The following is a 14,506-nucleotide window of genomic DNA, read 5'->3' as shown; positions in this document are numbered from 1 at the left end:
TTCTCCTTAAGTATTAATCGGTCAGGGAGGCCGTGGCGGGAACGCCATCGAAGCCGGGTTGCAGGCCCTTGAACGCCAGGCACATGAGGCCTGCCAGCACAAAGAGGCCCATCATGAGCAGGATCAGGCCGGTGGCCCCGATCAGCGGGTGGAAGATGGCCACCAGCAGCGGGCCCATTGCCACCGCGCCGCCCACGCCGAGGTTATAGGCGGACATGGCCGCGCCGGGGTGCTTGGGATCAAGGGCCACGGCGATGGGGGAGAGCGGCACGTACCCGGCCAGCGCGATGCCAAAGAGCGCGCCCGCCACCAGGGTGAGGCCAAAGGCGGTGCGATCGTCCAGGCCGCTATTGAGGGCGATCATCGGGGTGAAGTACACCAGCCCCAGGGTGATGGTGCAGCACACCGGCCCGGCCCAGATCATGGTGCGCCACCAGCCAAAGCGATCGCCCACGCGGCCGTAGATGGGGTTGAAGGGGAGGTTCACCGCGTAGATCACGGCGGTGAGAATGAGGAACCAGGAGCGGGGCCAGTTCAGATCATCGTGGAAGTAGGCGGGGAAGAACACCGCCATCGCGTAGGTGGGAATGGAATTGATCGTGCGGATATAGGCCACGAATCGCGCCCGACGGTCGCGGAAGAGCAGGGCGAATCCCCGGGAGAGGGTGGCACCGACGTCGGAGGCGTTCTCCACCAGGGGGCCGCGCCCGCGCTGCTCCTGCACGCCGAGAAAGACCACGAGGGAGCCGATGAGCACGAGCACTAGGGAGACCCAGAGCGTTTGGTAATAGGTGAGATCGAAGAGGCTCATGGAGATCGTGGCGGTAAGCGCGCCCAGGGTGGGCAGGCCGGCGGAAAAGGCCACGTAGAACCAGCCGACGCCGCTGGCCAGCTGATGGGCGGGCGCGGTGGCGGTGATCCACACCAGGAAGCCATAGGCAAAGAGTGGGTAGCCGAAGCCGCGCAGGCCGTAGAAGAGGTAGATCAAGGCGGTGTTATCCGTGGTGAGCGCCAGGCAGAGGAAGCCCAGTTGGAATACCACCCAGGTGACCGCGCCGAGGATCATGACCTTGCGCGGCCCCAGGAGATCGGAGAGCGCGGCGGCGAAGAACGCGGCGATGGCCACCGCCACGCCGTACACCGTGACCAGTTTTCCGGCGGAACTGACGTTGAAGCCGTGCTCATCGCTGAGGAAGGGCTCCAGGATATTGGTTTCTACGCCGTCACCGATCATGAAGATGGTCAGGCCCACAAAGCCCCAGATCAGGGGCCGGGGAATGTGCAGGCGTTCCAGGAGGCCCTGGGGCTGTGGTGCGGGGGGAGTGGGTGGCGTGGGGGAAGGTGGCATGGAGGGCACCTTTCTTGACGTGAGGTGGGTTACCAGATTCTCATAACCTAACATCAATCTCACAAAAATCAACATTGGTATGATGAAAAATGTGAGTTCTTGTGCGGGTAAGTGTCAGGGAGGATGGAGAGCATGGAGCACCCCGTAGGAGGGCCCGAGGCCCGGCAGGCGGCGATCCTGGAATACCTGGCCGCCACCGCCACGGGCACCGCCAGGCTGGATGCCCTGGCCGAGCGCTTCGAGGTCAGCGCCATGACCATGCACCGCGACCTCGACGCCCTGGCGCAGCAGGGGAGCGTGGAAAGGGTGCGCGGCGGGGTGCGTCGATTAGCAATGCCCCTGGTGGAGCGCGATGTGGCGGTGCGACGCGCCGCCAACGCGGAGACCAAGACCGCGCTGGCGCGGCGAGTGCGGGAACTGCTGAGCCCCGGCGAGGTACTGGCGCTCGATGACTCGACCACGGTGGGGGCGATAGCCCCGCTGCTACCGGCGGTGAATCCGGCGGCGATCATCACGCACTCCCTCTCCCTGCTCGGCGTGTTCTCGCGCACCATGCCGGGCACCGCGCTCATCGGGCTGGGCGGGAGGTACGTGCCCACCACTGATTCCTTCCTGGGCACCGCCACCTGCCAGCAGATGGCCGGGCTGAGCGCGGACGTATCCCTTATCTCCACCACCAGCGTGCGCTCGGGGGCGCTCTATCACCCCGATGAGGAGGCCGCGCGCACCAAAACTGCCTGCGTGCGGGTGGGGCAACGGCGGATACTGGTGTGCGACTCCACCAAGGCCGGTGCCCCCGGCGTGCATCGCGTGGCGGATTTGACAGAATTTGATGAGATCGTGGTGGACTCCCACGTTGATGATGAGACCCTGGCCCGCATGGAGGCCAGCGGGGCGCGCCTGCACCTGGTGGCCGCACCCCGGCCGGTGGCGGCGGAAACCCGAGAAAGGACAACCCCATGACGCTGGTGCTAGGCATAGATTCCTCCACCCAATCCTGCAAGGCCCTGCTGGTGGAGGCGGAAACGGGCCGGGTGATCGACGAGGGGCGCGCCAGCCACCCCGCAGGCACCCAGGTGGATCCCTGGGAATGGTTGAGCGCCCTGCGCCGCGCCACCGAGGGGCTCCTGGATCGCGCCGAGGCCGTGGCCGTGGCGGGGCAGCAGCACGGCATGGTGGCCTTGGACGGTTCCGGCGAGCCGGTGCGGCCTGCGATGTTATGGAATGACACCGCTGCTGCGCCCCAGGCGGAAAAGATCGTGGCGGAACTCGGCGGCCCGCAGGACTGCGCCCACGCGGTGGGCAGCGTCATGGTGGCCTCCTTTACTGGGGCGAAACTGCGCTGGCTGCGCGAGCACGAACCGGAAAACGCGCGGCGCACCCGGGCGGTGCTGCTTCCGCACGATTACCTCACCTGGCACCTGGGCGAGCGGCGCAGCGGTTATGCCACCGACCACGGCGACGCCTCCGGCACCGGTTACTACTCCCCGGAGCGCCGCCGCTGGCTACCCGACCTCGCGGGGGGCTACCTGGGGCGGGAGGTGGACCTGCCGCACCTCGCGGACCCCGCCGAGGTCGTGGGGCGCACCGCCTCCGGCGCGGTGATCGCGCCGGGAACCGGGGATAACATGGCCGCCGCCCTGGGACTTGACCTGCAATCGGGTGACGTGTGCGTCTCCCTGGGCACCTCCGGGGTGGCCAGCGCCGTGGTGGATGCGGCGGTCAGCGATGGCACCGGCCTGGTGGCAGGCTTTTGCGACGCCACCGGCCGCTACCTGCCCCTGGCCTGCACGCTCAACGGGGCGCGGGTGCTGGACTTCGCCGCCACCCTCATGGGCGTGGATCACGCAGAACTATCCCGCCTGGCGCTGGCGGCGGAACCCGGGGCACGTGGCGTGAGCCTGCTGCCGTACCTGGACGGGGAGCGCACCCCCAACCGTCCGCAGGCCACCGGGGTATTTAAGGGGATCACCACGAACACCCGCCGCGAGGACATGGCCCGCGCCGTGGTGGAGGGGCTGCTGTGCTCCCTGCGCGACGCCGTGAGTGCCCTGGAACGGGCGACCGGGGTGCGCACGCGCCGCCTGCTGCTGATTGGCGGTGCGGCGCGCTCGGGGGCGATCCGCGCGGTGGCACCCGCGATCTTTGGGGTGCCGGTGGTGGTGCCCGAGCCGCGCGAGTACGTGGCCCTGGGTGCGGCCCGTCAGGCGGCCTGGGCGCTGGCCGGAGGGGAGGCCCCGCCGAGGTGGGCGGGCGGGGAGCACCGGGTATATGAGGGGGAGTTTTGCCCCGAGGTGGTGGAGCGCTACGGCGAGGTGCGCGATGCCACGGAGGGGTGGGGCGCTTAGGCGAGAGGGGCGGGCGGTATCCGGGTGCTGGGGGTCGGGCGCGCGGGTGCGCCGCGTAGATGTGCCGCGCGGGTGCCCGAGCTGGGGCGGCGAGACGCTTTCGCACATATGATCGACAAATGTCGGCGGGTGCCGTATCCTCACAGGTATGCAGCGTTGGGTTCTTCATATTGATATGGACGCCTTTTACGCTTCCTGCGAGCAACTCACCCGCCCCACGCTGCGGGGGCGTCCCGTGCTCGTGGCGGGCGTGGACGGGCGCGGCGTGGTGGCCGGTGCCTCCTACGAGGCCCGTCGCTTTGGCGCGCACTCCGCCATGCCCACCCACCGCGCCGCCGCCCTGGTGGGCTATCGCGCCGTGTTGGTCAAGCCGCGCCGGGCGGTGTATGCCACCGCCTCGCGCCGGGTGTTCCAGATCGTTCGGCGCTACGCGGGGGTAATCGAACAGCTCTCCGTGGACGAGGCATTCCTCGAACCCGAGGAACTGGTGGGAGCCAGCGCGGCGGAGGTGGAGGAATGGGGCAACCGCCTGCGCGAGGCGATCCGCGAGGAAACCGGCCTGCCCTCCTCCATCGGCGCGGGTTCGGGCAAGCAGTACGCCAAGATCGGCTCCGGGGAGGCCAAGCCGGACGGCATGTATGTGATCCCGGTGGAGCGTCAGATCGAGATGCTGCACCCCCTGGACGTGGGAAAACTCTGGGGTGCCGGGCCGGTGACCCAGAACAAACTGCGGGCCGTGGGCGTGAACACCATCGGTGATCTCGCCGCGCTAACCCAGCGCGAGGTGGAGATCACCCTGGGTTCCACCCTGGGCCTGCAACTATGGCACCTCGCGCGCGGGCACGATGACCGCCCGGTGCAGCCGCGCGCCGAGGCCAAGCAAATATCCGCCGAGCACACCTACCCCCGGGATTTACTCACCCGCGTGGAGGTCGATGCAGCCATTGAGCGCGCGGCCCAGGGGGCGCACCGCAGGTTGCTTAACGACGGCCGTGGGGCTCGCACCGTCACCGTGAAACTGCGCATGGCGGACTTTCACATCGAATCGCGCTCGGCCACCCTGCCCTATGCCACCGATAACCCCGAGACCCTGCACGCCACCGCCAAGAGGCTGGTGCGCTACCCAGACGAGGTGGGGCCCATTCGCCTGGTGGGGGTGGGGTACTCCGGGCTGGAAACCGCGCGCCAGGACGTGCTCTTCCCGGAATTGGAACAGCACATCTCCGTGCCGGAGCGCGCCGATAACGATTACGAGGTGGGCGTGGCCGCGATACCGGGGGAGACGGAACCCCAGGCGGTGAGCGTCGAGGCCCCGCCCGCCGGGTGGTACGCCACCGAGGACGTCTACCACCCCGAATACGGGCACGGCTGGGTGCAGGGCAGCGGGCATGGGATTGTGACCGTGCGCTTTGAAACCCGCACTACCAAGGCGGGGCGCACCCGCACCTTTGCCCACGACGATCCCGACCTGCGCCCCGCCGACCCGGTGGACAGCCTGGACTGGGGTGACTGGCTGACTCGGCAGGAGGAACTATAGATCGTTGGCATCAAACTGTCGGTACCCCTCGTAGGCATAACTGGCGTTGATTCCCCGGGCAAAGAGGGTGCGATCGCCACGATCGGGGGTGGTGTGGTGCTGCACGAGGTCATAGAGTTCCAGGGTGCTTAAGGGGCTGCGCAGCATGGCGGAAAGGTATTCCTCCGCACCGATGAGGTGCCACTGCACCACCAGGCCCTGCTGGCGAGAGAGCAGGTGATCCAGCCAGATGCGCATGGAGCGCCATTGCCCTCGCGGAAGGGATGGGCCACGTTCATTTCCGCGTATTTATCCACGATCTCGCGGAGGGTGGTGTGAGGCATGGCCTCGATGGCGCGCACGGCCTCGGGGAGATATAAAGCGGAGGCAAAGCGGTAATCGTTTTTGGCGATATTGACCGTGCGGATTTTTCCGGCAAAGTCATAAATATCCTGGAAAAGAATGGTGTGAATAAATCTTAAGGTGGAAAACGCTCCTGCGGGGTGGTGGCGGAGAAGATCCTCATCAATAATCCGCATGGCCTGGGTTTTGGATAATAATTCCTCAGAACACATCTTGCGGTGGTACCCCCGCCGCCAGGGCCACCAGCAGCGCCATGCGGGCCTGCCCGGCCCGCAGGTATCCGGCCCCCACGGCGCCGCGCGCCCCCAGGGAGGCCCCGCCGCCCTGGCCGCCATAATCAAAACGCACCTCCCCGTGGTGGGCGCGGGTGGTCACCACCACGGGGAGCCCTTGGTCAAGCGCGTCCTCCACGCCACGGGCGAGGTCGGTGCCGATGTTCCCGGCCCCCATCGCCTCGATCACCAGGCCGTGGGTGCCTGCGGCCACGGGGGCGTCGATAAGCGCCCTGGGAGCACCGGGATAGGCCGCGATGATGTCTACCCGGTGCTCGCTTAGCGGGGCCACCGGGAGGGGAGCGGGGCGCTGGGGCTCGGCGGGGCCGAGGTAGGCGAAGGCCTCCAGGGCGGAGGTATCCACCTTGATGGTGGCGCGCGCGGGCAGCACCTTATTCCCCATGACGATGAGGGCGCCCATGCCGCGCGCGGTGGGATCGAGCGCGATGGTACAGGCGGCAAAGAGGTTATCGGGGCCGTCCGGGGAGGGGGCATCGCTGGGCAGCATGGCCCCGGTGAGGATTACGGGGCGCTCGTCGGTATGGAAAGAATCGAGGGCCAGGGCAGTCTCCTCTAAGGAATCGGTGCCGTGGGTGATAATCACCCCGGCCACGGCGGGATCGCGGAGTTCCTGGTGGACGGCGGCGATGATCGAATCCACCTCGTCGAGGCGCAGGGAGGAGGAGTCCAGGCGACCGAGTTCGCGCACACGCAGGCGGACGCGCTCGGGGTTGAGTCGGGAGCGCAGCGGGGCGACCAGATCCTCCCCGGAGAGGGTGGGGATGAGTGCTCCGGAGGCGTCGGAGGTGCAGGCGATGGTGCCGCCGGTGGTGAGGATGGAGAGGGTCTGTGTGCTGCTCATGATCCCGCCATTGTAGGCGGCGTGCGCTGGGCGCGTAGGGTTTTGGCAAATAACAGGTGTAACATCTTTCCCAGACGTAACTGTTGAGCGCTCGCGCGGCCATCCTCATGCCGCGCGAGAAGCCGATGTTCTGCGAGGAGAAACCGTGAAGTTGCACAAGATTGCCGCCGCTACCGCCGTGCTCAGCCTGGGGCTGGGCCTGGCCGCTTGTTCCAGTGAGGAGAAGAGCGATAACGCGGAAGCCACCACGAGTGCACCGGCCACCACTACGGCCGCCGAGGTTGCCCCCGCGCTGCCCACTGCGGCGGACCTCAACCGGGTTCTGGCCGCCGCCACCGACTCCAACCTGCCTATTGAGCAGAAGATCGTCACCGTGCAGGGTGGGGAAACCGCGCCGGAACTCTTTGAGGTCATGGCCCGCTCCAAGGAGGAGTCCGGCGCGGACTTCCAGGTGGTAGACCCCGTGTTGGCGGGCTATGCCGCCAACGAGGTGCTCACCAGCGTGCAGTTCATTCGCCCCGATCAGCCGGAGCAAATGGCCGATAACGTGACCTTTGTGTATGAAAACGGCACCTGGAAGCTCTCTAAGGACTGGGCCTGCACTCTGATTACGCGCGTGGTGCCGGACCAGGCCCCGGCGATGTGCGCGGATCAGGTGCCCTCCAATGTTCCGGCACCCGCGCCTGCTGGCGACGCCCCCGCACCCGAGGCCCCTGCTCCCGCAGGGGAGGGGGCACCGGCGGCTCCCGAGGGTGTGGCGCCGGAGGGTGGCGTGCCGGCTCCTGCCGAGGCTCCGGCTCCTGCTGCTCCGGCCCCGGCTGATGAGGCCGCGCCGGTGGCCCCGGCGCAGTAGCGCGGGGTTGGGTGCTTGGTGAGATTGCTTGGCATGGGTAGTTGCCGTGATTGCTTGGTGGCGCGGCATGAGTGCAATGCCAAACACAAGATAATTTTGCGGGGGTAATTGGTGGGGGTAATGCCGTGGCGGGGGCCACGGCATTTTTTATGTGCGAGGTCGTGGTGGATTCTAGGGGTGCTTGAGGCTGGGTGGCCCCTTGGGGTTAGCGGGTTGTGGGTGATGGTGAATGTGGCTGTGAGCTGTTGTTTTATCGGAGTTCCCTGTGGGGGAGGGTGAGATTATAGACCTTCTCTCAGTGACGGGGGGACGGTTTTGATATGTGAAACATGTCATATTTTTTCTCGATTGAAACTCTATGCACGGGGCTGCCGCTGGGAGTATCTTCAGCTTTATTGCAGTTTCTTGTAGGAATGTATTGCTTGGAATCGAGGGTGAGTTATGTTGCGACGTATAGGAAGCGCGATGGTGGCGTGTGGGTGTGTGGTCTCCTCTGCGGTCTCGTTGGGGGTGGCTTCGGCCGCGCCGATCATTGATTTTCTTCCTTACCCGGCAGCACCCTTTGGTGGAGAGAAGCAACTGCCGGATCGGTATGCGGAGCGGGTCACCGCAGACGGTTGGGTGCTCCATGCACTCAAGGAGGGGGAGAAGATCAACGTTGCTCCGCCGCTGGATTCCTCAGCCACCACGGGGGAGAGTTTTGGCACTGTGACAGGCCGGGTATGGATCGACGGACAGGGGAACCCCGAGATCACCGGGGCGGTTTTCGAGTCGGGATACCAGATCGGCTGCGGTGTGGACGTCTCCGGTGGAGTGGACTACGACGTGACCGGAACGGTGGGAGTGGCACCGCACGGCACCGTGGGCATGGAGGGTGGCCCGCACATCAACGGTGGGATAGAGGGCGGCCCGAGCGCCAGCCTCGGTGGGGAGGCAGGCCCCGAGGTTAAGGTGACGCTTCCCGACGGCTCCCTGACCGCAGGCGCGGACGCCAAGGTGAAGCCGGAGGTGGGTGCCGACGCCACCGGTAAACTGGAAATGGGCGGTGATGCCACCGCCAAGGGTGAGTTCGGGGTGGATGCTAAGGCGGAGGTCACTCCCACCATTCGTGGACACCTGCACCCGGGCAAGGTGACCAATGTGGCCCTGGTATCCATGCCTATTGACCCGCGTTTCCAGCGGGCCGGGGGCGGTTTCACCGGAGCACACTTGCAGGTCAATGGGTGTGCTGGCCCGGTGACGGTGCGCTCCTATGTGACCATCTCGGCGATGTCCGCCACCTCGATGGACGCGGTGAGCGTGTATGGGGACGCACAGCGTATCCGATAACAAGCGGGTTTGAACAGGGATAACAGGGGAGCGCTATGGGACAGCATGAGCGGTATGACGCGGAAGGCACCGATACCTTGGTGGGGATGGACTACCCGGAAGCGGACTATCGGGAGCAGGCGACCGAGGAGGGTGTGTACCCGGTAACCGGGCCATCGCCGCAGGATCATGAGCCTGTTTCTGCTGAGGTGTGGGCAGGTATCGGTAAGGCCGTGGTGGGACTCATTGCGATGATCGGTGTGCTGGCCATGGGGCAGGACATGGGCGCATACATAGAGCGCTGGGGATACGTGCCGGTCATGCTCGTGTACATGGTGGCCATGATGTGCGCCGGTGCTCTGCTCACGGCGGGTGCGATGGGGATATGGGCAACGGTGAAGAGCAAGCGATCCGGGGAGCGCGCATGAGGAACAAAGCGCTTTTCCGGGTGTTGCTTGCCGCAGGGGCGGTACACCTCGTGTGCGCCCCGGTGGTGCAGGCGGAAACACCGGAGCAACGGTGCCAGCGCGAGACCGCAGCCTGGAACTCCACCCAGGAAGCGCTGTGGCGAGCCACTCACCCCGGCCAGGAACCAGGCCCGGGGGCGTGGCCCGGATACGTGTGCGTGGGTGGGCCGAATATCCCTGGGCCCTCTGGCGATACCGGTCAGGGTAACGGGGCGTCGGGCGATCTGGGCGGGGCACCAAGCCCAGCGGGACAGGACTCCGGTACCGGGCACCAGCGGGTACACCGCTGGGAGGATGACGGTACTCCGCCGGGGCGGGTGCACAGGTATGAGGGCTTTGGCCCGCGCGAATCCGAGTATTCTCAGGACATGCGGCTGGGCGGTCTGGGAGAAACGAGCCGAGGCAACCAAGGCGGTGTTCCTCCTGCTCCCGCGCAGACCGCTCCGGGTGACGGAACGATGGGCCCCGGTGGTGCGCGTTCCAATGTGCCCCAGGTGCCCTCCTGGGAAATCACCGTCCCGGAACCGGCGGGTACTCATGAAGCAACGGGAGCGGAATCGCGTCGAGTGCGCGTGGTGGAGGATCCCCAGGGCCGCACGGTGGTGGTGGATAATGCCGGGCGTGCCACCGGAGAAGTGATTGTGAGCGATCCCGCCACCGGGAACAATGCTGCCGTGGTGCGCGATGATCCGTGGCCGGGCAGGTCTTTGAGTTACTTGATGAGGCGGGCGCGCCCGTGAGAAACGAGGGTGGGGAATCAGAAACCCAGCCCAGCGAAACCCCTGTGGCACCGCGCGCGGAGAACGCGGAGAATAGGGAAGAACCATCTGAGCAGGTAAACCGGCCCGCTGCTGGCGTACCCGGAGAAGGGCTCCTGGGTACCGCCGGTGCCGTTGCGGGCGCGGCGGCCGTCATGGCTAGGCGGGTACGACGCCGCGACGGTTCCCATCGTGCCGATATTGACTGGGGTGGTGGACGCAAACAATCGCTGGTGCTCCTAGAGGGGCCGGACTCACCGCGTGAGCACGTATTTGAGATGGACGTGCCTCCGGGCGGGCGTATGAATAAGAACGCCGATGGTTCCGTGGATATTCTGGACGCTCAGGGAAACGTGGTGGAACACGTCCAGGCACCCTGGGCTTACGATGTTTCCGGCCGCAAGGTGCCCACCTGGTATGAGGTGGGTGAGGACAACCGACTTGTCCAGGTAGTAGATCCTCAGCGCACCACCGCGTTGCCGGTGGTGGCGGATCCGGATAGGAAGAAGAAAGCCACAGCAAGCCCCTATAAGAGCAAGAGCACAAAGGGAAGCCAGAAGCCACCACGACAGAAGATTAAGGGGATTGGTCAGCCACCCTCCTCCCAAAAGGGGAGTGGAAAGCCCACGTCTACTGCTCCTAAACCGAGCGCGCCAAAGACGACGAGTGCGCCTAAACCAAGCACGAGTGCTAAGCCCAGCCCGAAGCCGCAGCAGCCGGTGAAGCAGCCCGAGGTGAAAACGCTACCTCCGGGGAGCCCGCGACGGAAGATCACTGCGGTTGGGCACCCACCGCAGCAACCTACGGAAGATCCGTTGGTGAGTGGCAGGAACCTACTGAACTCTCCGCCAGCCGACCCGAATAAGGCATCGGCAGTTCCTGAAGGACAGTTCAAGCCAGTGCGTATGCATAATCCGGACGGAACTGTCAATCCTAATTATTACCGTGATTTCCCAAAGATAGTTGATGTTCCAAGGGAAAATGATGGTACTGGAAAACATGTGCGTCCTGGGAAGGATCCATTGCCGCCGGACTACAGTAAGGTGGGCAAACCCTTGCCTCCTAAGGCTCCGCGCCGGAAGATCACGGCAGTGGGTGGGCCTCAGCCTGACCCATATGCGCAGGAGCGCAGTGGAAAGAGTAATAACACTACCCCGAATCAGAAGGTAAATAAAGCCTCGGTTGCTAAGGGTAAGGAGGAGGGCAAGGGGTTCCGTAAGGGAACCAAGGATAAGATCCGCAGTGGAGCGAAAAGAATTAATGACTGGGGTCGTGATAAATTTGAGGATAGCGATAAGAGTATTGAAAAGCGAGAGAACTCTGATAGTAGAGTAAAAAGAGGTCTAGCCAAGGGTGAACGAATAATTCACCGTGGAACAAAGGCTGTTTATGAGTCGGTGGGTGACGGGATTGCTGCAAGCGCTCCTTTAGTAGGTCTTGGGAAAGATGGTGGCCCTGGAGTAAAGGAATCATGGCGCGATGGGCCAGGGGCTCTGGTTGGTGCTAGTGATGAAGTATCACCTAAAGAGGCGTGGAAAACTGTCGGTAAAGAGGCAATTGCTTACGATGAGTGGAAGAACAAAGAATACCCAGAGGCGGTTGCACTCACGGCGACAAACCTCATTGGGCTAAAAGGGATAGATAAGGTTGGCAGGGGTATCAAGCCTAAGAAACCGGCTCAGCCGGTTCCGCAACCTAAGGCGACACCGAAGCCTTCGCAGAGCACTCCGCGTGTTCAAGAGCAAAAACCGATAAAACCTGTAGCCGATACACCTAAAACGTCACAGATTGTCAATCCGAGGCCGGTATCTCCGCGCGTTGTTCCTCCGCAGCAGGTTCCAATGCCGAAAGAGGTGGCTAAAGTTGATCCCACTCCCGCATGGTATCGTGCGGAGGGTCAGAACGCTGATACTGTTCTTCCTGCCATTCGGAATGAAGAGTTCTTCCCTGATCAGTATCGCCCGTATGGGGATCTCACACACCCAGAATTTGTTGAGAAATGGGGCCAGGCGATAATCCTAAGTGGCCTCCAAAGAATGGATTTGTCCTTGACTCTGAGGGGAATCCGATCACGACTCTGGTAAACGATATTCCTGAGGGGACGGTTCTTGATAGGATTGGGAACTTGGAAGGAAAATTCTTGGGTGATGCCGGAGACTCGTTCCCAATGAGGTCCATGCACCCGGACAGGCCCTTTGAGCAGTACACGAAGGTTATCAGAACTGATAAACCCTTGCCTGACAACATACGGGTACGCTTTGGTGAGATTGCTCCAGCTTTTGAACAACCAGGAGGTGGAACGCAGTACCTATTTGAAAGGATTATCGACATGGAAAATGGTGTTCCAAAAGTGACGCTGGTTAGCTTAAAGGAATTAATGGAACTTGGAGTGTTTAGGAAGGTGATTTGATTATGATTGTTATGGATTATGCCAGTCTGGATTTTGCCGAGCAGAACAGTGGTGGAAAATATGCATTGAAGATTTCCCCTCTATCTGATTCTGACTGGGATACGGCTATTCGAGGTGTCGAAGCATATGAGAAATGCATGTGGCGCTATTTTGGAAAAGAAGAGAGTAAAGGGTTATGGTTGGGTGATGAATACCTAGCATATGGAACTCAAGGACTCTTAGAAAACGGTGAAGGATATTCGGGCGCGCGACATAGCCGGGCGATACCTTCCGGATGGATACGAGCATCCCTTTCAGATCGCGGAGACGAAACTACCGGCTGGCAACGGAGTTCTTTCAATGTAGTATGGAAAGATGTTATGCGTTCTTGCGCCTATGACACGTTTTGGGATAGATGGCGATTGGAGTCACGGCATACGGTTTTCAGAAGGAGGATTCCTGACTATGTAGAAACTTTCCGTATATCGAAGTATGGTGATATTGAGGATGGAGATCCCGAAAAGGATGGTTTTTTGTGGAACGATTTGCTTCGGGAGTCAAGGGAATCGCTAGGTCAGCATTTTCTTTTCCCCGGCCCTGGATTTATTTTTTATCGACGAGATGATCCTTCGGAATGGTATCATGCGGCAAATGAATTAGCTACAGACCTTTCCTGGGGTTTGGGTATTGATATTGTGGAGTACATTGAGTTATTGTTCAAGACTGCCACGACTTAGTGTCAATATTTTCCATATATCTAAAACCTAAAAATAATTTTCCAGCAATCACTTTCAATGAGGGGTGTAAATTATTTAGATATGCTCTAGTGGTAATTTGAAATTAGTGTCTCATAGGGTAAATATTCTTTAAGGAGCTCTGATGATTGATAGACTTGGTAGTAAAAAAGGAAACTACCTATGGAATGCTACAGATTCGTTCCCTATGCGTTCGCTTCCCCCGTGGATCGAGGTGAAGTACTATGCGAAGTTTGAGCGAACGGAAGTCCCTCTTCCAGAGGGGGTGCAGGTACGGTATGGAGAGATTGCGCCCGCGTTTGAGCAACCTGGTGGCGGAACGCAATACCTGTTTGAAAAAGTGCTTTATCGTAATAGCGAGCCGGTGGGAGTGGAGTTCTTGTCTGTAGAGGAACTCATTGCTCATGGAATCCTACGGGAAGTAGAGTAAAAGGAAGGAATAGTCATGCAGGTAATGGAGTATGGTTCGCATAAGATTGCTAACGCAAATAGCGATCTTCGTCCTTGGGATCTTCCTATATCTCCTCTGGATAATGAGGACTGGGCTTTGGCGGTACGGGGAGTTCAGCGCTACGAGGAAAAGGTTGAGGAATACTTTGGTGAAAAAGTAGCACGAGGTTTGTGGTTGGGGGATAACTACCTCATGTATGGCACAGATTCTCCACTGGAGTTAGGCGGACGGTACTTGGGCGTTCGTCGCCGGAACCAACTGCCCTCGGGGTGGTGTGTCACTTCCTTGTGCGATCGGAACCAAGAGGGATCTGGTGGAATAGACCAAACGAGTTCGTTTGATCTTGCCTGGAAATATGTCATGCGTAACTGCGTATTGGATCATTTTATTGATTCGGAGCTATGGAGTAGCCTGGGCAGGCACTCTTTCTTTGGGAATAAGATGGTGAAGAACGCTAGTTACTTGCAGGTAAATACCGATGGTACACCTAACCATCACGCACATGAGTTTCCTCGGGGTGATGAATGGTGGGAGGAATATCGAGAAATTTTAGTGCAGGGAAGCCCAGAAAAACTTTCTCCTGGCCCGGGCTTCGTGTTCTTTTCTACGGATAATCCTTCTGATTGGTATAAGAATGTCTGGCCGGGTGGCGCTGATCTTTCTTGGGGATTTGATGTAGACATAGAGGAGTATGTTTCTTTGCTCTTTACTGTGGGTGCTATGAAGTCTCTCGGTGAAATTGAGGGTATGATTTAATTTCTTCATGAATTATGAAGGATTGATGTCAGCGATGGGCTGTATGCATGGTATATCATT

Annotated in this window: 17 protein-coding genes; 12 read left to right on the top strand and 5 right to left on the bottom strand. The window is 61.5% G+C overall.

All coding sequences use genetic code 11. The features are described 5' to 3' along the window. Positions 1–13: 13 nt before the first annotated feature. Positions 14–1,348: an RbtT/DalT/CsbX family MFS transporter gene (locus OLW90_RS07525; protein WP_319649478.1), complete on the bottom strand. Its 1,335-nt coding sequence runs from the start codon at positions 1,346–1,348 to the stop codon at positions 14–16. Positions 1,349–1,480: 132 nt separating this feature from the next. Here OLW90_RS07525 and OLW90_RS07520 point away from each other — a divergent pair, with 132 nt between their 5' ends. The 3 genes from OLW90_RS07520 to OLW90_RS07510 all read left to right on the top strand — a co-directional run bounded on the left by OLW90_RS07520 (position 1,481) and on the right by OLW90_RS07510 (position 5,233). Then, entirely contained in the window at positions 1,481–2,311 is an 831-nt protein-coding gene (locus OLW90_RS07520) for a DeoR/GlpR family DNA-binding transcription regulator (RefSeq protein ID WP_319649477.1), read from the top strand. Beyond that, positions 2,308–3,696, top strand: a complete 1,389-nt coding sequence (gene xylB, locus OLW90_RS07515) for a xylulokinase (RefSeq protein ID WP_319649476.1) — start codon at positions 2,308–2,310, stop codon at positions 3,694–3,696. Before OLW90_RS07520 ends, xylB begins: the two co-directional genes overlap by 4 nt. 148 nt (positions 3,697–3,844) lie before the next feature. After that, a complete protein-coding gene (locus OLW90_RS07510) occupies positions 3,845–5,233 on the top strand; it encodes a DNA polymerase IV (protein ID WP_319649475.1) in 1,389 nt (462 codons plus the stop codon). Here OLW90_RS07510 and OLW90_RS07505 read toward each other — a convergent pair. The 3 genes from OLW90_RS07505 to OLW90_RS07500 are packed head-to-tail and all read right to left on the bottom strand — an operon-like array spanning position 5,228 to position 6,712. Beyond that, positions 5,228–5,470: a hypothetical protein gene (locus OLW90_RS07505; protein WP_319649474.1), complete on the bottom strand. Its 243-nt coding sequence runs from the start codon at positions 5,468–5,470 to the stop codon at positions 5,228–5,230. The genes OLW90_RS07510 and OLW90_RS07505 overlap by 6 nt on opposite strands. Next, complete coding sequence (locus tag OLW90_RS11645) at positions 5,362–5,751, bottom strand: Fic family protein (protein ID WP_413464462.1); 390 nt, start codon at positions 5,749–5,751, stop codon at positions 5,362–5,364. Before OLW90_RS11645 ends, OLW90_RS07505 begins: the two co-directional genes overlap by 109 nt. Before the next feature lie 25 nt (positions 5,752–5,776). After that, on the bottom strand, positions 5,777–6,712 hold the full coding sequence (locus tag OLW90_RS07500; RefSeq protein WP_319651853.1) for an asparaginase: 936 nt from the start codon (positions 6,710–6,712) through the stop codon (positions 5,777–5,779). Positions 6,713–6,854: 142 nt separating this feature from the next. On the opposite strand from OLW90_RS07500, the gene OLW90_RS07495 reads away from it, so the two are divergent. From OLW90_RS07495 to OLW90_RS07480, 4 genes are all read left to right on the top strand, one after another. Continuing rightward, positions 6,855–7,562, top strand: coding sequence for a hypothetical protein (locus OLW90_RS07495; protein WP_319649473.1), 708 nt, complete (start codon positions 6,855–6,857; stop codon positions 7,560–7,562). A gap of 483 nt (positions 7,563–8,045) precedes the next feature. Beyond that, positions 8,046–8,891, top strand: a complete 846-nt coding sequence (locus OLW90_RS07490; RefSeq protein ID WP_319649472.1) for an MspA family porin — start codon at positions 8,046–8,048, stop codon at positions 8,889–8,891. 35 nt (positions 8,892–8,926) lie between these two features. Next, positions 8,927–9,298, top strand: coding sequence for a hypothetical protein (locus OLW90_RS07485; protein WP_319649471.1), 372 nt, complete (start codon positions 8,927–8,929; stop codon positions 9,296–9,298). Further along, complete coding sequence (locus OLW90_RS07480) at positions 9,295–10,077, top strand: hypothetical protein (protein ID WP_319649470.1); 783 nt, start codon at positions 9,295–9,297, stop codon at positions 10,075–10,077. Before OLW90_RS07485 ends, OLW90_RS07480 begins: the two co-directional genes overlap by 4 nt. 17 nt (positions 10,078–10,094) lie before the next feature. Here the strand turns inward: OLW90_RS07480 and OLW90_RS07475 are convergent, their stop codons facing one another. Next, positions 10,095–10,322, bottom strand: coding sequence for a hypothetical protein (locus OLW90_RS07475; protein ID WP_319649469.1), 228 nt, complete (start codon positions 10,320–10,322; stop codon positions 10,095–10,097). Positions 10,323–10,397: 75 nt separating this feature from the next. On the opposite strand from OLW90_RS07475, the gene OLW90_RS07470 reads away from it, so the two are divergent. The 5 genes from OLW90_RS07470 to OLW90_RS07450 all read left to right on the top strand — a co-directional run bounded on the left by OLW90_RS07470 (position 10,398) and on the right by OLW90_RS07450 (position 14,446). After that, a complete protein-coding gene (locus tag OLW90_RS07470; RefSeq protein ID WP_319649468.1) occupies positions 10,398–12,179 on the top strand; it encodes a hypothetical protein in 1,782 nt (593 codons plus the stop codon). Beyond that, on the top strand, positions 12,095–12,505 hold the full coding sequence (locus OLW90_RS07465) for a TNT domain-containing protein (protein WP_319649467.1): 411 nt from the start codon (positions 12,095–12,097) through the stop codon (positions 12,503–12,505). Before OLW90_RS07470 ends, OLW90_RS07465 begins: the two co-directional genes overlap by 85 nt. Positions 12,506–12,507: 2 nt before the next feature. Beyond that, positions 12,508–13,221: a hypothetical protein gene (locus OLW90_RS07460; RefSeq protein ID WP_319649466.1), complete on the top strand. Its 714-nt coding sequence runs from the start codon at positions 12,508–12,510 to the stop codon at positions 13,219–13,221. Positions 13,222–13,363: 142 nt separating this feature from the next. Further along, positions 13,364–13,669 (top strand): TNT domain-containing protein, encoded by a 306-nt coding sequence (locus tag OLW90_RS07455; RefSeq protein ID WP_319649465.1) that lies wholly within the window; start codon positions 13,364–13,366, stop codon positions 13,667–13,669. Between the two features lie 15 nt (positions 13,670–13,684). Continuing rightward, complete coding sequence (locus OLW90_RS07450) at positions 13,685–14,446, top strand: hypothetical protein (protein WP_319649464.1); 762 nt, start codon at positions 13,685–13,687, stop codon at positions 14,444–14,446. The last annotated feature ends 60 nt before the right edge of the window (positions 14,447–14,506 follow it).

The organism is Corynebacterium sp. 21KM1197 (assembly GCF_033783015.1).
Taxonomy (GTDB): Bacteria; Actinomycetota; Actinomycetes; order Mycobacteriales; family Mycobacteriaceae; genus Corynebacterium.
Note: the sequence above shows the minus strand (reverse complement) of the source record. Positions and strands in the feature narration are given on the sequence as shown.